Annotated in this window: 17 protein-coding genes and 1 other RNA gene; 13 read left to right on the top strand and 5 right to left on the bottom strand. The window is 71.7% G+C overall.

Features of this window, described 5'->3' with window-relative positions:
* Nucleotides 1-146: 146 nt before the first annotated feature.
* The 4 genes from ASF23_RS02140 (at nucleotide 147) to ASF23_RS02125 (ending at nucleotide 4931) form a co-directional block, all read left to right on the top strand.
* Entirely contained in the window at nucleotides 147-1019 is an 873-nt protein-coding gene (locus tag ASF23_RS02140; protein WP_055948204.1) for an ABC transporter ATP-binding protein, read from the top strand.
* Nucleotides 1020-1067: 48 nt separating this feature from the next.
* Nucleotides 1068-2048 carry an ABC transporter substrate-binding protein gene (locus tag ASF23_RS02135; RefSeq protein WP_055948201.1) on the top strand — a complete coding sequence of 327 codons (981 nt, stop codon included), beginning with the start codon at nucleotides 1068-1070 and terminating at the stop codon, nucleotides 2046-2048.
* Nucleotides 2049-2052: 4 nt separating this feature from the next.
* The gene (locus ASF23_RS02130) at nucleotides 2053-4128 is read left to right on the top strand and encodes an iron ABC transporter permease (RefSeq protein WP_055948198.1); all 2076 of its coding nucleotides are present in this window, start codon (nucleotides 2053-2055) and stop codon (nucleotides 4126-4128) included.
* Between the two features lie 350 nt (nucleotides 4129-4478).
* The gene (locus ASF23_RS02125) at nucleotides 4479-4931 is read left to right on the top strand and encodes an SRPBCC family protein (protein WP_055948195.1); all 453 of its coding nucleotides are present in this window, start codon (nucleotides 4479-4481) and stop codon (nucleotides 4929-4931) included.
* Between the two features lie 183 nt (nucleotides 4932-5114).
* On the opposite strand, the gene ASF23_RS02120 is transcribed toward ASF23_RS02125, so the two are convergent.
* On the bottom strand, nucleotides 5115-6791 hold the full coding sequence (locus ASF23_RS02120) for a BCCT family transporter (protein ID WP_082473713.1): 1677 nt from the start codon (nucleotides 6789-6791) through the stop codon (nucleotides 5115-5117).
* Between the two features lie 178 nt (nucleotides 6792-6969).
* Nucleotides 6970-8046 (bottom strand): fatty acid desaturase family protein, encoded by a 1077-nt coding sequence (locus ASF23_RS02115; RefSeq protein WP_055949105.1) that lies wholly within the window; start codon nucleotides 8044-8046, stop codon nucleotides 6970-6972.
* Nucleotides 8047-8432: 386 nt separating this feature from the next.
* Here ASF23_RS02115 and ASF23_RS02110 point away from each other — a divergent pair, with 386 nt between their 5' ends.
* On the top strand, nucleotides 8433-11129 hold the full coding sequence (locus tag ASF23_RS02110) for a phosphoenolpyruvate carboxylase (protein WP_055948193.1): 2697 nt from the start codon (nucleotides 8433-8435) through the stop codon (nucleotides 11127-11129).
* A 109-nt stretch (nucleotides 11130-11238) separates the two neighbouring features.
* On the opposite strand, the gene ASF23_RS02105 is transcribed toward ASF23_RS02110, so the two are convergent.
* Nucleotides 11239-12225: an acetylxylan esterase gene (locus tag ASF23_RS02105; RefSeq protein ID WP_055948188.1), complete on the bottom strand. Its 987-nt coding sequence runs from the start codon at nucleotides 12223-12225 to the stop codon at nucleotides 11239-11241.
* A gap of 67 nt (nucleotides 12226-12292) precedes the next feature.
* Between ASF23_RS02105 and ASF23_RS02100 the strand changes: the two genes are divergently transcribed.
* The 7 genes from ASF23_RS02100 to rnpB all read left to right on the top strand — a co-directional run bounded on the left by ASF23_RS02100 (nucleotide 12293) and on the right by rnpB (nucleotide 18728).
* Nucleotides 12293-13666, top strand: coding sequence for a glycoside hydrolase family 125 protein (locus ASF23_RS02100; protein WP_082473710.1), 1374 nt, complete (start codon nucleotides 12293-12295; stop codon nucleotides 13664-13666).
* Nucleotides 13667-13796: 130 nt separating this feature from the next.
* Nucleotides 13797-14750, top strand: coding sequence for a helix-turn-helix transcriptional regulator (locus ASF23_RS02095; RefSeq protein ID WP_162236677.1), 954 nt, complete (start codon nucleotides 13797-13799; stop codon nucleotides 14748-14750).
* Entirely contained in the window at nucleotides 14747-15424 is a 678-nt protein-coding gene (locus ASF23_RS02090; protein WP_055948183.1) for an RBBP9/YdeN family alpha/beta hydrolase, read from the top strand. Before ASF23_RS02095 ends, ASF23_RS02090 begins: the two co-directional genes overlap by 4 nt.
* 71 nt (nucleotides 15425-15495) lie before the next feature.
* Nucleotides 15496-16545, top strand: a complete 1050-nt coding sequence (locus ASF23_RS02085; RefSeq protein WP_055948180.1) for a hypothetical protein — start codon at nucleotides 15496-15498, stop codon at nucleotides 16543-16545.
* 37 nt (nucleotides 16546-16582) lie between these two features.
* Complete coding sequence (locus ASF23_RS02080) at nucleotides 16583-17464, top strand: Nif3-like dinuclear metal center hexameric protein (protein WP_235510739.1); 882 nt, start codon at nucleotides 16583-16585, stop codon at nucleotides 17462-17464.
* Nucleotides 17461-18195, top strand: a complete 735-nt coding sequence (locus ASF23_RS02075; protein ID WP_055948177.1) for a zinc ribbon domain-containing protein — start codon at nucleotides 17461-17463, stop codon at nucleotides 18193-18195. The genes ASF23_RS02080 and ASF23_RS02075 overlap by 4 nt, the downstream gene beginning before the upstream one ends.
* A 168-nt stretch (nucleotides 18196-18363) precedes the next feature.
* Nucleotides 18364-18728: RNase P RNA component class A (rnpB, locus tag ASF23_RS03770), an RNA gene on the top strand.
* A gap of 80 nt (nucleotides 18729-18808) precedes the next feature.
* Here rnpB and ppgK read toward each other — a convergent pair.
* On the bottom strand, nucleotides 18809-19561 hold the full coding sequence (gene ppgK, locus ASF23_RS02070; protein WP_055948173.1) for a polyphosphate--glucose phosphotransferase: 753 nt from the start codon (nucleotides 19559-19561) through the stop codon (nucleotides 18809-18811).
* Between the two features lie 40 nt (nucleotides 19562-19601).
* Nucleotides 19602-20465, bottom strand: a complete 864-nt coding sequence (gene map / locus ASF23_RS02065; protein WP_055948170.1) for a type I methionyl aminopeptidase — start codon at nucleotides 20463-20465, stop codon at nucleotides 19602-19604.
* A 53-nt stretch (nucleotides 20466-20518) separates the two neighbouring features.
* On the opposite strand from map, the gene ASF23_RS18085 reads away from it, so the two are divergent.
* A complete protein-coding gene (locus ASF23_RS18085) occupies nucleotides 20519-20695 on the top strand; it encodes an SPOR domain-containing protein (RefSeq protein WP_156364043.1) in 177 nt (58 codons plus the stop codon).
* Nucleotides 20696-20750 lie beyond the last annotated feature (55 nt).

The raw sequence follows: 20750 nt of genomic DNA, 5'->3' as shown, positions 1-20750 counted from the left end.
GCGGCACGGTACCGCGGGCCGCCGACGCGCCGGACGATCGCGAGGCGGCGTGGTGGCGAGGTCGCGTCGTGCGGCGGTCGCGTCGTCATGCGGTCGCATCGTCATGCGGTCGCGTGGTCGGTAAGGTTAGGCTACCCTAATCAACCATGACCAACTTCGGGAGCGGTGCCGATCGCACCTCGGCGGACCTGCCGCACGCGTTGCTCGCCGACCACGTCACGGTCGCGTACGACGGCGTCGACGTCGTCCACGCTGCCGACCTCGCACTCCGCCCCGGGCAGGTGACCGCGCTCGTGGGTCCGAACGGCAGCGGGAAGTCGACGCTCCTCCGGACGATCGCACGACTCCAGACCGCCAGGGTCGGCACGCTCCGACTCGCGACCCCGGACAGCGACGAGTCCGTCGACGGCTTCGCGCTCTCGATCCGGGAGTTCGCGCGGCACGTCGCCCTGCTGACCCAGGGACGGCCGACACCCGGCGGGCTCCGGGTCCGCGACGTTGTGGCGTTCGGGCGCTACCCGCACCGTGGACGCTGGGGTCGGCCCGACCCGGACGGCGGCCGTGCGGTGGACCGTGCGATCGCGGTGACCGGTGTCGCGGACCTCGCCGACCGCGGGGTCGACCAGCTCTCCGGCGGACAGCTGCAGCGCGTCTGGCTCGCGAGCTGCCTCGCGCAGGAGACCGGCGTGCTGCTCCTCGACGAGCCGACGACGTACCTCGACCTGCGCTACCAGGTGGAGCTCCTCGACCTCGTGCGCGACCTCGCGGACTCGCGTCGGATCGCGGTCGGCGTCGTGCTCCACGACCTCGACCAAGCCGCCGCCGTCGCCGATCGGGTCGCGCTCCTCAGTGACGGTCGGATCGTCGCCTCGGGGACGCCGACCGAGGTGCTGACGGCGGCGCGACTCACCGAGGTCTACGGCATCCGGATCGACGTCGACATGGACCCGTCCACCGGCGGACTCCGCACACGCGCGATCGGCCGCCACCACAGCCGCGCCGGGCACGTCCCCGCCTGACCGCGCGTCCCGAACCCCTCACCGAAACCGAAGGAACCCCGCAGCATCATGCACCGTCGTATCCTCCTCACCGCGGCCGTCGCCGCCTCCGCAGCACTCGTCCTGACCGGCTGCGGGACGACCGAAGCCGCGAACGACGACGCGTCGTCCTCCGGCACCACGATCTCCATGAAGGACGCGACCGGCGCGACCGTCACGCTCGACGGTCCGGCGCGGAAAGTCGTCGGCACCGAGTGGAACGTGGTCGAGAACCTCGTCTCGCTCGGGGTCGACCCCGTCGGTGTCGCCGATGTCGCCGGGTACCGGGCCTGGGACGCCGCCGTCCCGCTCACCAACGAACCGGAGGACATCGGCACCCGTGGCGAACCGAGCATGGACACGATCGCCGCGCTGTCGCCGGACCTCATCGTCGCGACGACGGACCTCTCGGCGTCGGCGGTCAAGCAGCTCCGTCGGATCGCCCCGGTGCTCGAGGTCCGTTCGGCCGACGCCTCGGGACAGATCGACCAGATGCTCACGAACCTCGACATGATCGCCGAGGCGACCGGCACCCGGGCGGAGGCGGCAGCGGTCACGAAGGGCTTCCGGTCGACCATCGCCGACGGCCGGGCCGCCATCGAGGAGGCGGGCCTCGACGGCACCCGCTTCGCGTTCGCGGACGGGTACGTCGACGCGAACCAGGTGTCGATCCGCCCGTACGTCGAGGGCTCGCTCGTCGCCGACGTCACGACCGAGCTCGGCCTGCGGAACGCGTGGCAGCTCGAGGGTGACGCGGCGTACGGGCTCGCCTCCACCGACGTCGAGGGGCTGACGGAGCTCGGCGACGACGTGCAGTTCCTGTACATCGGGAACAAGGCCGACGGCGAGGACCCGTTCGCCGACGCGCTCGCGGACAACGCCGTGTGGAAGTCACTCCCGCTCGTCGAGGCCGGGAACGTGCACCGGCTGCCCGACGGCATCTGGATGTTCGGCGGGCCGGAGTCGATGGAGGCCTACGTCGAGGCCGTCGTCGCCGCACTGACGAAGTAGACCCATGAGTTCCGCCGCCGCCCTGCCCCGACGTCGATCCGGCGACCCCGTCGAACGGCTGTCGGGCGTGGCGGTGCTCATCGGCGCCGTCGTGGTGGTCGTCGTGATCGCGCTGGTCGACGTGACCCAGGGCACGGCCGCCGTCGGACCCGCCGAGGTCTGGCGGGCGGTCATCGGTCGGTCGACCGGTGGTGACGCCTCGGTCGTGATCGCATCCCGGCTGCCGCGGATGCTCGCCGGGATCCTCGTCGGGATCGCCCTCGGAGTCGCAGGGGGCGCGCTCCAGACCGTGAGCCGGAACGTGCTCGCGTCGCCGGACACCCTGGCGGTGAACGCCGGCGCGTACACCGCCCTCGCCGTCCTCGGCGTGACGGGTACCTCGTTCCCCTTCCTGGCATCGTCGGGCGTCGCGTTCGTCGGCGGGCTGGTCGCTGCGGCTGCAGTGCTCGCGCTCTCCGGGCTCGGTTCAGGGACGGTCCGGCTCGTGCTCGCCGGCAGTGCGCTCGCGCTCGGCCTCGGGTCCGTGTCGAGCGCGCTCGTCCTGCTGTTCCCCGAGGAGACGAAGGGGCTCTACCAGTGGGCGCAGGGGAGCATCGCCCAGAACGGCGTGTCCGGTGTCGTGCAGGCGGCGCCGATCGTCGTCGTCGGTGTGGTCCTCCTTCTCCTCGTGGGGCGTCGCATCGATGCACTCGCGCTCGGCGACGACGCTGCGCGGGGTGTCGGGGTGAACGTCCGGTCGACCCGTGTGGTGGCCGTGGTGCTGGCCGTGCTCCTGTCCGCCGCCGCCGTGACGCTCGCCGGACCCATCGGGTTCGTGGGGCTCTCCGCCCCGGTGCTCGTCCGGCTGCTCGCGAACCGGGTGCCGGGGATCGCGGCCAGTCGGGTCTTCCTGCCCGTCGCCGGGCTCGTCGGAGCCGTCATCGTGCTCGGCTCGGACGTGCTGCTCCGGACGACGGTCGGCGCGGAGACCGCGGTGGCCGTCCCGACGGGCGTGGTGACCTCGTTCGTCGGTGCGGTGTTCCTCGTCGTCCTGGCGTTCCGCTCGCGTGACGCCCGGACGGTGGTCCCGACCGACGGCCGCCGGGTCGCCACCCGCCCGGAGTTCGTCGTCACGCTCCTGGTCCTCGTCGCGGTGGTCGTCGGGACGACCATCGCCGGGGTCCTCCTCGGCGACGCCAAGCTCCTGCTCGGCGACGTCGGGAACTGGCTCCTGGGTCGTGCCGGCACGGCCGTGTCCTTCGTCCTCGACACGCGGATGCCCCGTGTCGGCGCAGCACTCCTCGCCGGCGCCGGACTCGCCCTCGCCGGGACGTTCGTGCAGGCCGTGACGAAGAACCCGCTCGCGGAGCCCGGCATCCTCGGGGTGTCCGGCGGCGCTGGCCTCGGCGCGGTGCTGCTCGTGACGGCGGTCCCGGTCGCCGGGTCCTGGGGGATCGCGGGCGCGGCCGTCGTCGGAGCGCTGCTCGCCGCCGCGGTCGTGTTCGGCCTCGCGATGCGCGGCGGGTTCCAGCAGACCCGACTCGTGCTCATCGGTGTCGGGGTGTCCGCCGCGACGACGGCACTGATCAGCCTGGTCATCGTCACGACCGATCCGTACAACGCCGCGAAGGCGCTCACCTGGCTGTCCGGCTCGACCTACGGCAGGACCGGGGCGGACCTCGTACCCCTCGGGATCGTGCTCGTGCTCGGCGTCGGTGTCGCGGTCGTCCGACACCGCGAGCTCGACCTCGTCGCACTCGACGACGACACCCCGAGGCTCCTCGGTGTCCCGCTCGCACCGACGCGTCTGCTGTTCCTCGTGGTCGCGGTGCTCCTCACGGCCGCGGCGGTCGCGGCCGTCGGGACGATCGGGTTCGTCGGACTCGTCGCGCCGCACGCAGCCCGCGCACTCGTCGGGCTGCGGCACGCGATGGTGGTCCCGACGGCGGTGCTCCTCGGTGCGGTGCTCGTGTGCGCGGCCGACGTCCTCGGACGCACGGTCATCGCGCCCGCGCAGCTCGGGGCGGGGCTCCTGACGGCGGTCATCGGCACGCCGTACTTCAGCTGGTTGCTCTGGCGCTCGAGAGCCACGGCGCGCTGACGCCCGGCCGGGCCCCCCCCGCCCGCACTCGTCGTCCTGTGCGAACACATCGAGCGACATCCTGCCCGGAGAACGACGTCGCACCCGCTGCATCTTGTCGCTGTGTGCCCACGCATCGTATGCGGGCGCATCGAGCGACTTCCTGCCGGGAGAACGACGTCGCACCCGCTGCATGGTGTCGCTGTGTGCCCACGCATCCGCCGCCCGCCCGACCGCCGCCCGACCGCCCGACGGCCCCGACCAGCCCGCCGCCGGGGGACACCAACCTGGGCAGCCCGCGGCACGGACGGCCTACCGTTCAGAAGCGTCGCCCGGGACTCGGAGCGGCACGACAGCGAGGAGCATCACCCATGCCGCAGATCATCGAGACGGTCGACGTCGACGTCCCCGTGCGCCAGGCCTACGACCAGTGGACCCGCTTCGAGGAGTTCCCGACCTTCCTCGACGAGGTCCAGTCGATCACACAGGTCGACGACACCACGACGGACTGGACGATCAGCGTGGGACCGGTCACGCGGGCGTTCCGCGCGATCATCACCGAGCAGCACCCCGACGAGCGCGTCGCCTGGACGAGCAAGGACGGCGACATGGACCACGCCGGGGTCGTCACGTTCCACAAGCTCGACGACGCGAAGACCCGCGTGACGGTCCAGCTCGACTGGGAGGCCACCGGCTTCCTCGAGAAGGTCGGCGCCGCGATCGGCGTCGGCGGACACGCCGTGCAGAAGGACCTCAAGAACTTCAAGGAGCGCGTCGAGCACGCCACGGGCGGTGCCGGATGGCGCGGTGACGTCGAGGCCTGACCCCGACGGCTCACCTGACGGATCGGCCTGACCGGCCCACAAACTGACGGACTGGAGGCGCGGTGCCAGCTGGCACCGCGCCTCCAGTCCGTCAGGCGCGTGCGTCGGCGCGGCGAGCGTCGGCGTGCGTCGGAGCGTCAGCCTGCGTCAGCGCGCCAGCCTGCGTCAGCGCCGCGGTCCGTGTCAGCGCGGCGGCCGTCGGTACAGCCGACGCCGGATCCGGTCGATCGTCCCGGTGCGCGGCGGCCGGTTCTCCGGCCCGAACACCTCGCGCTCGTAGTGCTCGGCCAGCTCGTCCATCAGCACCGCCCGCTCAGCCTGCTGGTACGCCCGCCGCTCCCGGGTGAACGCGATGATCGTCGCCCAGCACATCAGGATCATCACGATGCTGAACGGCAGGGCGGTCGTGATCGCGGCCGTCTTGAGTGCCGTGAGCCCGCCGGAGAGCAGCAGCGCGATGGCGACGAGTGCGGTGACCACCGCGAAGAAGATCCGGATCCAGTTCTTCGGCTCGAGGACGCCGCCGGTCGCGAGCATCGCCATCACGAGTGCGCCGGAGTCGGCCGAGGTGACGAAGAACACCGCGATGAGCACGATCGCGCCGACGATCAGCACCGTGCCGGCGGGGAGCGCGCCGAGCACCTGGAAGAGCGCACCCTCGACGTCGACGGAGCCGTTCGTCCCGACGAGGTCCGCGCCGTGCAGCTGCTGGGAGATCGCCGTCCCGCCCAGCACGCTGAACCAGAGGAACGTCAGGGCGGTCGGCACCAGCAGCACACCGAACACGAACTGCCGGACGGTGCGGCCACGCGAGATCCGGGCGATGAAGATGCCGACGAACGGCGCCCAGGACATCCACCAGCCCCAGTAGAACGTGGTCCACGCGCCCTGCCAGACCTCGCCCGCGCGGCCGCTGAACGCGCTGTCGTCGAGCGAGAGCCCGACGAAGTGCTGCAGGTAGTCGCCGATCGTCTGCACGAACTCGCGGAGCAGGAACTGCGTCGGACCGACGATGAGCAGGAACACCAGGAGCAGCGCCGCGAGGAGCAGGTTCACGTTCGACAGGATCTTCATGCCCTTCGCCACACCCGTGACGAGCGAGACGATGGCCGCGCCGGTAACGACGACGATGAGCACGATCTGCACGACCCGGGACTGCTCCACCAGGCCCATCGACTCGAGGCCGGCGTTGATCTGCAGCACGCCGAGTCCGAGCGAGGTCGCGACGCCGAACAGGGTCCCGACGAGTGCGACGACGTCGATGGTGTTGCCCCAGCCGCCCTTGACGCGGTCCCCGAGCAGCGGTTCGAGTGCCCAGCGGATCGACACGGGTCGACCGCGCCGGTGGATGGCGTAGGCGAGCGCGAGTCCGACGACGACGTAGATGCCCCACGCGTGCAGACCCCAGTGCAGGAAGGTCTGGGTCATCGCGGCCTGCGCGAGGGTGGACGGGGTCCCGGTCACGCCCGGGCGGGGGCTCCCGAAGTGACTGAGTGGCTCGGAGACGCCGTAGAACACCAGCCCGATGCCCATGCCCGCGGCGAAGAGCAGCGACAGCCAGGAGACCATCGAGAATTCGGGCTCGTCGGTGTCCTTGCCGAGCATGATGTCGCCGAACCGGCTGAACCCGACCCAGACCGCGAAGCCGACGAACGCTGCGGCGACGAGCACGTAGTACCAGCTGAAGTTCCGGACGATGCCGGACTGGACGACCGCGAACACCCGTTCCGTCGCGACCGGGTCGATGAGCGCCAGCGCGACGAAGCCGAGCACGACGACCGCCGCCGGCCAGAACACCCAGCGTGCGACCGCCGGGGGTCGTTCTCCGGTGGTCGCGGTCTGCGTGTCGGTCCCGGTCATGTCACCCCTGCCAATCGGCACGGGCCGTGTCCCGCGCGATCCGAGTGTATTCGGCGGCGGCCCGCCGACAGGGTCGGGACCCGGGGGCGGCCGCCACCGGAGCGGGCAGGCCGACGGACTGGAGGCCGCGGCGCGGTGCTGCGGACCGAGCCCGTCGCCTCGTGACCGAGCCCGTCGACTAGTGGATGCGGAGCTCCGACACGAGCGGGCAGTCGAACGGGTCGCGGGCGGCGAGGCCGACGCGGTTGAGGTACCGGATGACGATGCCGTAGGAGCGCACGAGCGTGGTCTCGGTGTACGGCACGTCGAGCGTGTCGCAGTGCGCCCGGACGAGCTTGCGTGCGTGCCGGAGGTTCGGGCGCGCCATGCTCGGGAACAGGTGGTGCTCGACCTGGTAGTTGAGCCCGCCCATCAGGTGCTCGACCCACGCACCGCCACGGATGTTCCGCGACGTGCGGACCTGGCGGGAGAAGAAGTCGACCTTGGCGTCGTGGGCGATGATCGGCATGCCCTTGTGGTTCGGGGCGAAGGACGCACCCATGTACACGCCGAACACCGCGAGCTGCACCCCGAGGAACGCCCACGCCATGCCGAACGGCAGGAAGTAGAAGATCGCGCCGAAGTAGATCCCGAAGCGCACGACCAGCAGCACGGACTCGATGATCCGGGCCTTGCGGTCGCCCTTGGTGTTCTGTCCGGTGATGAGCGACTTGATCGCGATGACGTGCAGGTTCACGCCCTCACCCATGAGCAGCGGGAAGAACGCGTAGCCCTGCCGGGCGGTCAGCCACTTGGCGAAGCCGGTCTGCTTCGCGGCGTCCTCCTCGATGAAGGACACCGTGTCGCGCTCGATGTCCGGGTCCTTGCCGATGGTGTTCGGGTTGCCGTGGTGCCGCGTGTGCTTGTTCATCCACCACGAGTAGCTGAGCCCCGCGACGAACGTGCCGAGGTAGCGACCGGTGTGGTCGTTCCACTTGCGTGACGCGAAGATCTGGCGGTGCGCGGCCTCGTGCGAGAGGAACGCGAACTGGGTGAACACGATGCCGAGGACACCGGCGATGATGAGCTGGTACCACGTGTCGCCGAGCAGGGCGAAGACGACGAACGCCGCGGCGAGGGTCGCGACGAGCACGGCGAACACGCTCCAGTAGAAGCCGGTCCGGCGCTTGAGCAGACCGCCGTCCTTGACCTGGGCGAGGATCGCCGAGTACGTCGAGGTGCCGGTCGGCGCATCGGTCCGCGGACGGGTGCGCATGACCCCCTTCGACGCGGGGCCGCGGGTGGTGGCCGGTGCGGTTGCCGTGCTGGCGGCGGTCCCGTTCGTCACGGCGGCCCGGACGGCTCGGACTCCGGGGAGCGCTCGTGGGGTGATCGGGTTCGTCGTCATGCGGTCTGCTTCCATCGGGGGAACGACCAACCGGTCGGGCCTCGGGTTTCCCGCGGGTGCGGTTGGGCAAAGGTAGGTGCGCAGGCTGGGAACCCGCCCGCGACCCGCGGGCGACCGGCACAACACGCAGGTGCCACGCGACGGGGGTGGACGCTGCACGAGGTCGGTCCGTGCCGGGTGCGCCGGGTGCGCGTCACACGTGCCCGGGATTCCGTAAGCTCGTCCGGAACGCCGACCCCGCCCGAGAGGACGACATGACCGCGATCGACGGTGCCACCCGTGACGGCACGCCCCGCGACAGCACCCGGTTCCCGAGTGCCCGGAACGACGTCAGCGGAGCGGTCGACGCCGACCTCCGCAGTGACGTCCGGTTCCTCGGCAGCCTGCTCGGTCGGGTGCTCCGCGAGTCGGGTGGCGACGCGCTCTTCGACGACGTCGAGACCCTCCGCGCCGCGGTGATCGACGCCTACGAGGGGCGGGACGACAGCGCGGTGGACCGTGCCCAGACGTTCGTCGCCGGGCTCGACCAGGTCCGCGCCGAGGACGTCGCGCGTGCGTTCACCTGTTACTTCCACCTCTCGAACCTCGCCGAGGAGCACCACCGCGTGCGGGTGCTCCGGCGACGGAACGACCGGACGGGCGCGCCGGCGGACTCCTTCTCGGCCACGCTCGCGCAGCTCGTGGACGAGGTCGGATCCGAGGAGGCGGCGAAGCGGCTCGCGGAGCTGCGGTTCCACCCGGTGCTCACGGCCCACCCGACGGAGGCCAGACGCCGAGCCGTCGCGACCACCATCCGCCGGATCACCGACCTGATGGACGTCCGGGACGCGCCGGGCAACGACGTGTCCGCCGTCGAGGTCGAGCGACAGCTCCTCGAGGAGATCGAGACCCTCTGGCGGACGTCGCCCCTCCGCACCACCCGTCCGACACCGCTCGACGAGGTGCGCACCGCGATGAGCGTGTTCGACCAGACCATCTTCGAGATCGTGCCGGCCGTGTACCGCCTGCTCGACGACCGGTTGCAGGGCGCGGACGCCGGACGTCGACCCGTGCACGCACCGGCGTTCCTGCGCCTCGGCACGTGGATCGGCGGCGACCGCGACGGCAACCCGCACGTCACGGCGGACATCACCCGGCAGGCAGCGGACATCGCGGCCGAGCACGTGCTGCTCGGGCTCCACCGCGCCGCGACCCGGATCGGCGCGATGCTGACCCTCGGCGAGGGCGACACGCCCGCGGACGCCGGGGTCACCGCCCTCGCGGACGCGCAGCACGCGCTCGACGCCGACGTCGCGGACCGGATCGGCATCCGGTCGCCGCAGGAGATCCACCGCCGGGTGTTGCTCTTCGTGGCCGCGCGCATCGACGCCACCCGGCGTGCCGACGCGCCGCTCGCGTACGGCGAGCCGTCCGAACTGCTCGCCGACCTCCGCACCATCCAGGACTCGCTCCGGGCCGCCGGCGCGCACCGCAGCGCGAACGGTGAACTGCAGGGGCTCGTGTGGCAGGTCGAGACCTTCGGGTTCCACCTCGCCGAGCTCGAGGTCCGCCAGCACTCGCAGGTGCATCGCGCCGCGCTCGAGGAACTGCGGGCAGGGGCCGAGCCGAGCCCGATGACGATCGAGGTGCTCGACGTCTTCCGGACGATCACGGACCTGCAGGCGCGGTACGGGGTGAACGCTGCCCGGCGGTACATCATCTCGTTCACGCAGTCCGCCGAGGACCTGGCGAACGTGTACGAGCTCGCGGAGCACGCCGCCGCCCGTGACGGCCGCCCGGCACCGGTGCTCGACGTCATCCCGCTCTTCGAGACCTTCGCCGACCTGCACGCGGCACCGGGGATCCTCGCCGAGGCGATCGGCACCGAGGCCGTCCTGTCCCGCCTCGCCGAGACCGGCCGGAAGCTCGAGGTCATGCTCGGGTACTCGGACTCGTCGAAGGACGTCGGCCCGGTGTCGGCGACGTTCGCATTGTTCGACGCGCAGGCGCGGATCGCGGCCTGGGCCGACGACAACGACATCGTCCTGACGCTGTTCCACGGTCGTGGTGGGTCGCTCGGCCGTGGCGGGGGTCCCGCGAACGAGGCCGTGCTGGCACAGCCGCCCGGATCCGTCGACGGCCGGTACAAGATCACCGAGCAGGGCGAGGTGATCTTCGCGCAGTACGGCGACAAGACCATCGCGGCCAGGCACATCGAGCAGATGGCGGCCGCGGCGCTCTTCGCGTCGAGCCCGTCGAACGAGCAGCGCACCGCCGAGGCGGCACGACGGTTCGCCGACCTCGCCACCCGGATGGACGACGTCTCGCGGGCGGCGTTCTTCGACCTGGTGCGGGCCGAGGGGTTCGCGCCGTGGTTCGCCACCGTGACCCCGATGGAGGAGATCGGGCTGCTGCCGCTCGGCTCACGGCCCGCGCGCCGTGGGCTGTCGGTCGAGTCGCTCGAGGACCTGCGGGCGATCCCGTGGGTGTTCTCGTGGACGCAGGCGCGCATCAACCTCGCGGGGTGGTACGGCCTCGGGTCGGCGCTCGCGGCGGTCGGTGACCTCGAACTGCTCCGGGACGCGCATGCGAACTGGCCGCTGTTCCGCTCGATGATCAAGAACGTCGAGATGTCGCTCGCGCGCACCGACGAGGCGATCGCACGGGAGTACCTCGCCCTCGCCGACCGCGACGACCTGGCGGCGAAGGTGCTCGACGAGATGGCGCTGACCCGGCAGTGGGTGCTCGCGACGAGCGGGTCGAGCGACGTGCTCGAGGACCGGCCGGTCCTCAGCCGGGCGGTGCGCCTGCGGAGCCCGTACGTCGATGCGCTGTCACACCTGCAGCTCCGCGCGCTCCGGGCGATCCGCGGGGGCGACCCCGAGGCCCGGCGGGACCCGGACGACGCCGACCACCGGCTGCTGCTCCTCACCGTGAACGGGATCGCGGCCGGCCTGCAGAACACGGGCTGACGCCCGGGTGAGCGGACTGGAGGCGCGACCCGCGTTCGCAACGCGGGTCGCGCCTCCAGTCCGTCACCTTCCCGGCCCGCCGTCCGTCGCGACGGCGGCGCCGGTCCGGCTACGGTCGGAGCAGCGCCCGCAGGCGCGGCAGCGTAGCGGCGTCCTCGTGCGGGCCGCCGCCCTCGTGCCCGTTGAACGGGTACACGGTGATCTCCTTGGCCGGGGCGTCACCGCGCGCGAGCGATCCGTAGTCGTTGAACGCCGCGAAGACGGTCGACGGCGGACACGTCGCGTCCATCAGCGCGGTCGAGAACCAGGCCGGAGCCGTGGCGCGCCGGGCGTGCAGCACACCGTCGAAGTACGCGAGCGTGCCGAGGACCTGCTCGGTGCTCGACCGGTGCACCGCGAGGTACCGACCGATCTCCCGGTACGGGTCGCTGTCCGTCATGACGATCGCCCGCGGGAAGTCGCAGAGGAACGGCACCCGTGGGAACACGCCGGCCAGTCCGTCGACGAGCCCGGCGACCGCGAGGGCGAGCCCGCCGCCCTGGCTGACGCCGAGCACCGCGATCCGCTCGGCGTCGACGACGTCGAGTGCCCGGGCGGCCTCGACCGCGCGGACGGCGTCGGTCATGAGTCGGCGGTGGTAGTAGGTCTCGGGTGACCCGATGCCCCGCGTCATGACCCCGGACCCTGCCGGGCCGGACCCGTCGGGGTCGGCCGTGTCGCCGACGCTCCAGCCGCTGCCCTGACCGCGGGTGTCCATGAGCAGGTGCGCGTACCCGGCCGACGCCCAGAGGGTGTGCTCCGTCGCGAGCCCGCGGCCACCGCCGTAGCCGAGGTACTCCACCACGGCGGGCAGGGGAGCGCGCTGCCCGGCCGGGACGGTGAGCCAGGCGCGGACCGGCTGTCCGGCGTACCCGGCGAACTCGACGTCGAACACGTCGACGGTCGTGAGCCCGGTCTCGACCGGGGTCGACACGACGCCGATGGGGTGCGCTCGTGCCTCGTCGAGTGTCGTGCGCCAGAAGTCGTCGAAGTCGTCCGGTTCGACGACGGTGCTGCGGTGCTGCCGGAGCTGGGGTTCGGGGAGATCGGTGAACAACGGCGTGCCTTCCTCGGTCGGTGTCGTCCACGCTATCGTTGGTCTGATCCAAACGATGGAGTTATTCATGAGCAGCGACGCTCCCACCACCGACGCCCCCACTGCCACCGGGTTCCCGGTGTCGGTCGCCGACAACCCCGTGGTGGTGGAGGCGGTCCGTCGCCTCGACGCCCTCGGGGATCCTCGCCTCGGCGCGACCCTCGTCCGCTGCCTCGACGACACGCTCCGCACGACGATCAAGCGGCTCCCCGACGGCTCGGCGTTCGTGCTCACCGGGGACATCCCCGCGATGTGGCTCAGGGACTCCACGGTGCAGCTCGCCCCGTACCTCGCACTCCTCGCGGACGACGTCGACCTCCAGGAGCTCGTCGTGGCGGTGCTCCGCCGACAGTACGACCAGATCCGGAGCGACCCGTACGCGAACGCCTTCAACGCGACGGCATCCGGGGCGGCTCACGACCAGGCGGACCTCTGCACCGACCCCTGGGTGTGGGAGGAGAAGTACGAGGTCGACTCGCTCGCGTTCCCGCTGCAGCTCGCGCAGCGGTTCTGGCGCGCGACCGGCCGCACCGACCACCTCGGCGACGCGTACGCGGAGACGTGCCGGACGGTGATCGCGCACTGGCGCCTCGAGCAGGACCACGCCGGCCGGTCGGAGTACCGGTTCGTGCGGAAGGACGTCCCGCCGACCGACACGCTGGCCGAGGACGGTGCCGGTACGGCAGTCGGGATCACCGGCATGACGTGGAGCGGGTTCCGCCCGAGTGACGACGCCTGCGTGTACGGCTACAACGTCCCGGCGAACCTGACTGCGGCATCGGTGCTCGACGGCGTCGCGACGATCGCGCGCGAGGTCCTGGGTGACCCGGCCCTCGCAGTCGACGCCGAGTCGCTCGCGGCCGAGCTGCGCGCCGGGGTCGAGGCGCACGGGCTCGTGGACGTCGAGCGCGATCCGGACGGTCCACGCGGTGCGGGCATCGCGCGGGTGCTCGCCTACGAGGTCGACGGGCTCGGCGGGGTCCTCGCGACCGACGACGCGAACATGCCGAGCCTGCTGTCGCTCCCGATCACGGCCGACATCCCCGCCGACGACCCGCGGTACCTGGCGACCCGGGCGTTCGTGCTGTCCGCGGCGAACCCGACGTGGTACTCCGGCTCCGCGGCGGACGGCATCGGCTCGCCGCACACCCCGGTCGACCACATCTGGCCGATCGCGATCGCGGTCGAGGGACTCACCAGCGACGACCCGGACGAACGGCTCGCCCGGCTCCGGACCCTCGTCGACACCGACGCCGGGACGGGTGCGATGCACGAGTCGTTCCACAAGGACGACCCGACGGAGTACACCCGCCCGTGGTTCTCGTGGGCGAACTCGATGTACGCCGAGCTCGCGCTCGACGTGGTCGGGCTCGGCACACGCTTCCTCTGGGACCGCCGGTGACGGTCGCCGCCCCGCCGTCGCGCTGATCCGGACTGGAGGCTGATGCGGACTGGAGTCTCGGTGTCCGGTTTCCGCACCGGGTCCAGTTGGTGGGACGTCCGGTCGGCCAGCCCGTGCCATGATCCTCGCGATGGTCCCCGAGCACGATCCCCGCGAGCGTTTCGAGACGTCCGGCACTGACCTGGGCGTCGCGAGCGCGATGTTCGCCGAGGCCTACGCCGGCAGTGACTTCCTGACGAGGCAGACGGGCGCCTTCGCCTACCGCCACACCATGGTCGGTGGCGCGGGCATGCAGCTCCGCGGTTCGCGGTTCACGGCGCACATCTCCGGCGAGGTGGAGCCGACCGACGACTACGTCGTGCAGTGGGTGACGCGAGGTGGCGGCGTCATCGACGTCGGACATGACGAGGTGCACCTGCTGCGCGGCGCGCCGACGATGTTCCCGACCGGCCGGCCGTACGCGTTCGTCCTCGACGGCGTCGACCAGAACCTCGTGCACTTCGAGCGCCGTTTCCTCGAGCGGGAGGCTGCTGCACGCGCGGGGACCGAGGTCGGGCCGCTGCACTTCGACCACACGCACTCGCCGACGGGGGAGTCGCTCCGGAAGTGGCGCGAGGCGGTCGCCCTCGCCGCACGGGCGGTCATGGTCCCGGAGCCGCCGAGTCCGGTGCTGCTCAGCGAGATCGCCCAGTTCACCGCGCGGACCCTGCTCGACACCTTCCCCCACCGCGTCCTCGCGCCGGCCGACCGCGGGCCGGGCGGCAGCGGGCGCGTCGGCACCGCGATCGAGTTCATGCACGCGAACGCGGCGCTCGGCATCACCACGACGGACGTCGCCCGCTCGGTCGGCCTCAGCGTCCGCGGACTCCAGCAGGCATTCCAGCGGCAGCTCGGCGAGGCACCGAACACGATCCTCCGCGGGATCCGACTCGACCGGGCCCGTGACGACCTCGCTCGGGCCGATCCGTCGACCACGACGGTCGCCGCGACGGCACGCCTGTGGGGCTTCGCGCATCTCGGACGGTTCTCGGGGGCCTACCTCGCGCGCTTCGGGGAGTACCCCCGCGACACCCTGGCGCGATGACCCCCGAGCCGACCTCTGCCGGCGTCGACGAGCTGCTCGGCGGTGGGCGAGCACCCGGGGCGACGGGGCTGCGGTACGTCGTGGTCCCCGGGATCTGGAACTCGGGCGACGCGCACTGGCAGTCGAGCTGGGAACGCTCGTGGAACGCCGCTGTCGCCGGCTCCGCCGTCCGGATCGAGCCGGCGTCGTGGGACCAGCCAGACCGCGCTGACTGGGTCCGGGCGATCGACGACGCGGTGCGGGCGCAGGGCGGACTCGACGGCACGGTGGGCCGCGGCGACGACCGACGTGTGGTGCTCGTGGCGCACAGTCTCGGCTGCCTCGCGGCGACCGCGTGGTCGGCGGCGCACGACGGTGTCGTCGCCGGCGCGTTCCTCGTCGCGAGTCCCGACCCGGACGCTCGTGGCTTCCCCGCTGCGGCGACGGGCTTCTCGATGCCCGACGGACCGGTCGACACGCCGACCCTGGTGGTCTCGAGCCAGGACGACCAGTACTGCAGCCCCGAGCGCGCGGCACACATCGCAGCGACCCTCGGTGCCGAACTCGTCGACGTCGGGACGCTCGGCCACGTCAACGTGGCCAGCGGTGTCGGCGACTGGCCCGACGGACGGAAGCTCCTCGGCCGCTTCGTGGAGTCGCTGACGAGGGGTCGTCCGGGCGGCGACCCCGACTGATGTGACGGCGACTCGCGCGACACTCCGCGGACATCCCAGCGATCGACGTCCGCGATATCTAGCATGCGCCTATGGAAACGCAGCCGGGCACCCGCACGAACCTCGTCGACCCGTTCGGCCGGGAGCTCGAGGAGTGGTTGCGCGACGTTCCGACGACGCGTGCACCGTACGTCTCCGACCTCGTCCTGCCGCCGGTCACCGGACCGATCCGTCGTCCGGAGACCGCCGATGCCGCGGGTACCCCGGACACCGTGGACACCCCGGACACCGTGGACTCGGTGCCGGTCGCCCCGGACGCCGACGTCGTCGAGCCGGCTGCCACGACCGTCGTCGTCGCGTCCGACGACTCGTCGTTCCGTCGTGACCGCGGTCGTCACGCCTCCGTCTGCGCACCGTCCTTCCCGGAGCCGCCCGAGCGTCTGTCCCTGCGGTTCGGCGACCTCGCTGTCCAGGTCCAGGCGACGAGCGGCCGGTCGACCGTCGAGCGCATCGAGCTCTTCGAGTCCGAGCTCCGCCGCCGCGACGAGGACCTCGCACGACTCGCCGCGTGGGAGGCCCGCGTCGACGACGACTCCGACCCCGAGGTCGCTGCAGCCAGGGCCTTCGCGGCGGACGCGTTCGCGGACATCCTCGCCGATGCCCTCGCCGAGGCGACCGAACTCGACCGTCGTGCCGATGCGCGGCGTCGCGCCGACGCGCGTCGCGTGACCACGATCCTCCCGTCCGACACGGTGCTCGCACCGGACGCAACCCGCAGCGCCGACGCGGGGTCCGTCATCCGCGTCGCCGACGGCGAGTCCGAGGCGACCGCCGCGGCCGTGGCGCGGACCGCGGACCCGGTCCTCGTCCTGCCCGCACCGAAGCCGACGCCGCTCGTGCTCCCGGCGACCGGTCCGAGCGCCATCCACCGCGCTGCCTTCGAGGAGGCGGTCCGCACACACTCCGGACACACCGCCGAGGTGCCGGTGGTGTTCCCCCTCGCACCGATCACCGCGACGACCGACGTCGCCGTCGCCGACGTCGCCGACAGCGCTCCCGAGGCCGACGTCGACGATGCGGCGGGTCCGTCGTGGTGGTCCCGTCTCGTCACGCGGATCCTGCGCGCACTCGGCCGTCGCTGAGGCGTCCGGCCGGTCGTCCGCCGGTAGACTCGGTCCCGTGCCAACGCTCCGTGACGTCCTCGATGCCGTCGAAACGCTCTGGCCGTCCGACGGCCGTGAGTCGTGGGATTCGATCGGGCTGGTCTCCGGTGACCCGGCGGCCTCCGTCGGCCACGTCCACCTGGCCGTCGACGCCGTCCCGGACACTGCGCGCGAGGCGGTGGCGCTCGGGGCCGACCTGCTCCTCGCACACCACCCGCTGCTGCTCCGCGGGGTGACGACGATCGCCGAGTCCACCTACAAGGGCTCGGTGCTCGCGACCCTCGTCCGCGGCGGGTGCGCCCTGGTCGCCGCGCACACGAACGCCGACGTGGTCGCCTCGGGCACGTCCGCGGTGCTCGCCGATGCGCTCGGACTCACCGACCTGCGTGCGCTCGATCCCGGCTCGCGGCCGGACACCGGGATCGGCCGGATCGGCACCCTCCCCGAGGCGGTCCCGCTCGGCGTGCTCGCTCGCCGGCTCGTCGACGTCCTCCCGGCGACCGCATCCGGCGTCCGGGTCTCCGGCACGTACGACCAGCCCGTCCGCACGGTGGCGCTCTGCGCCGGCGCCGGAGACTCGCTGCTCGGCAACCCCGAGGTCCTCGGCGCGGACGTCTACATCACGAGCGACCTCCGCCACCACCCGGCGTCGGAGTTCCGCGAGCAGGCCGTGCTCGTCGGCGGCCCGGCGCTGATCGACACATCGCACTGGGCCACCGAGTGGCTCTGGCTCGACGTCGCCGCGGCCGAGCTCCACCGCCGCACCGGTGTGACCGTGACCGTCAGCGACCTCCGGACCGACCCGTGGGACTTCGCGGTCCTGCCGTCGCAGTCCGACCCGAACGCCCCGGCTGCGACCGACCACGAACCGACCCACCCCGAAGGAGCCTCCTCATGAAGGCCGCCCCGGAGGACCAGATCCTCCTGCTCGATCTCCAGCGTCTCGACAACGACATCACCCGCATCGCGCACCGGATCACCTCGCTGCAGAAGGGTGCGGAACTCGCGGAGGTCGGTCAGCGCGCATCGGCGGTGCGCAGCGAACTCGGAGCCGCGACGGGCGAGGTCGAGGATGCCGAACGCGAGCTGGCCCGGCTGGAGTCCGACTCCGCAACCGTCCAGGCGCGTCTCGAACGCGACACGACCCTGCTGCAGCACGCCACGACCACGAAGGACGTCGCGGGCCTCGAGAGCGAGATGGTGAGCCTCCAGCGTCGCCTCGGTGACCTCGAGACGACCGAGCTCGAGCTCATGGAGCGGCTCGATCTGCTCCGGGCACGCGTCGGTGACCTCGGCGGGCGGCTCACGACGCTCGATGCGGAGCGCGCGACCCTCGCCGAGGCGCGTGACTCCGGCACCGCGTCGCTCGCCACGGACCGCGAGAACGTCGAGGCGAACCGCGCGGCCATCGCCGGCCGCGTTCCCGAGGACCTGCTGGCGCTGTACGAGCGGCAGCGGGCCCGGTACGGCTTCGGGGCGAGCCTGCTGCAGGGCGGGGTGTCGCTGGCGTCCGGCGTCGCGCTCGGTGCCTCGGACCTGGCGTCCGTCCGGGCGTCGGCACCGGACGACGTCGTGCTCTGCCCGGACAGCGAGGCCATCCTGGTGCGGACGAACGAGTCCGGCCTGTAGGTCCGACCAGGGCGAATGGGCCCGCCGTCCTGTGGTTGTGAACACCTCCATCCACCGGGGACACCCGGATGCGGGTGTTCGCCGCGGACGGGCGTGTTCAGAACACCCGCGCTCGGCCCTTCCTGCGCCGAACGGCCACGGACGACCCGGTAGGCTTGCGGCAGCGAATGGGTCGGTGAGACGGTCGCGTCACCTCCCCGGAGGTGCCGAGGAACGTCCGGGCTCCACAGAGCAGGGCGGTGGGCAACACCCACCCGGAGCAATCCGCGAGACAGTGCCACAGAGAACAGACCGCCGTCGGGGTGACCCGGCGGTAAGGGTGAAACGGTGGTGTAAGAGACCACCAGGGATCCGGGTGACCGGATCCGCTCGGTAAACCTCGCCCGGAGCAAGGTCAGACAGAGGACGTCGAGGCTGCTCGCCGAGTCCTCGGGTAGACCGCTGGAGGCCGACGGCAACGTCGGTCCGAGATAGATGGCCGTCACCGCCGCGCAAGGGGCGGGACAGAACCCGGCGTACGGCCGGCCCATTCGCCCACCAGGCGCCGTACCCGGCCATCAGGCGGACGGGAGGGACGGTACCAGCTGACACCGTCCCTCCCGTCCGTCGTGCCCTACTTCTGCGAACCCGTCGCGAGCGCCGCCGCCCCGATGATGCCCGCGTTGTTGCGGAGCGTCGCCGGGATGATCTTCGCCTGCAGGTCGAGGAGCGGCAGGAACTCCTCGTGGTGCTTCGAGATGCCGCCGCCGACGACGAACAGCTCGGGGGACAGGTACGCCTCGAGGTGCGAGTAGTACTTCTGGAGACGCTTCGCCCAGTGCTTCCACGACAGGTCGTCGCGTTCCTTGGCCGCGTACGACGCCTTCGTCTCGTAGTCGACGCCGTCGATCTCGATGTGCCCGAGCTCCGCGTTGACGATGAGCACGCCGTCGTTGATGAGCGCCGTGCCGATGCCGGTCCCGAGCGTCGTCATGATGACGAGCCCGTCGACGCCCTTCGCCGCACCGAACTGCTGCTCGGCGAACCCGGCGGCGTCGGCGTCGTTGACGAAGTGGATCTGCCGGCCGAGCTCCTTCTCGAAGAGCGCCTCGGCCTCGAAGCCGATCCACTTCTTCGACACGTTCGCCGCGGACATGGTGCGTCCGTCGCGGACGATCGCCGGGAAGCAGACGCCGACCGGCACGTCCGCGCCGACCCCGAGCTCGTCCATGATCTCGACGACGACCGCGACGATGTCGTGCGGCTTGCCGCCCTCGGGCGTCGCCTTCTTGATCCGATCGGTGGTCAACTCGCCGGACGCGGTGTCGACGATCGCCCCCTTGATGCCCGTACCGCCGATGTCGACGCCGACAGCGAGAGTTGCCATGGTGATGTGCCTTCCGGGGTGGTCCGTGGTGGAGGGAGGGTCAGGAGACGGTGAGGAGTTCGACGCCGCGTTCGGTGACGAGCATGGTCTGCTCGAACTGCGCGGTCAGCGACTTGTCGCGCGTGGAGACGGTCCAGTCGTCGTCCCAGATGTCCGCCGCGATGCCACCGAGGGTGAGCATCGGCTCGATCGTGAACACCATGCCCGCCTCGATGACGGTGTCGTACTGGGGCGCGTCGTAGTGCGGGATGATCAGGCCGGAGTGGAAGGCCCGCCCGACGCCGTGTCCGGTGTAGTCGCGGACGACGCCGTACCCGAACCGCTTGGCGTACGACTCGATCGCCCGGCCGATGACGTTCACCTGCCGTCCGGGGGCGACGGCGCGGATGCCCCGGTTCATCGCCTCCTCGGTCCGGGTCACGAGGTCCTGCACGTCCTGCGGTGCCGAGCCGACGACGAACGTCCGGTTCGTGTCGCCGTGCATGCCGTCCCGGTACGCCGTGACGTCGATGTTGACGATGTCACCGTCCTGGAGCACCGTGTCGTCCGGGATGCCGTGGCAGATGACCTCGTTGACGCTCGAGCAGAGCGACTTCGGGTACCCGCGGTAGCCGAGTGTCGACGGGTAGGCCCCGTGACCGATGATGAACTCGTGGCCGATCCGGTCGAGTTCGTCGGTGGTGACACCCGGCACGATCGCTGCGCCGACGGCGTCGATGGCCTGCGAGGCGATGCGACCGGCCGTCCGGATCCGCTCGACCTCGTCCGGCGTGTAGGTGTCGCCGAGACCGTGTTCGTGCGGCTCGACCCGGCCGACGTACTCGGGTCGCTCGATGCCCGCGGGGACCTGGCGCATCGGGGAGAGGCGGCCGGAGGTCAGGTGTCCGTGTTCGTCCCGGGGCATGTGACGAGTCTAGCCAGGGCACGGAGTCCCGCCGCGCGCGTACTCTCTGGGGCATGACTGACGATCGCATCGAGTCCCAGTGGTGGTTCAACGACAAGACCCGGCAGGTCGAGCAGGGCCCGCAGTCCCCGTCGCGGGACCGGATCGGCCCGTTCGCCACGCGCGAGGAGGCCGAGCACGCGCTCGACCGCATCGCGCAGAACAACGAGAAGTGGGACGAGGAGTCCTGAGTCGCTGACGCGACCGGGTGACGGACTGGAGGGACGGTGCGGGCCTGCACCGTCC

Source organism: Curtobacterium sp. Leaf261, from assembly GCF_001422205.1.
Classification (GTDB): domain Bacteria; phylum Actinomycetota; class Actinomycetes; order Actinomycetales; family Microbacteriaceae; genus Curtobacterium.
Note: the sequence above shows the minus strand (reverse complement) of the source record. Positions and strands in the feature narration are given on the sequence as shown.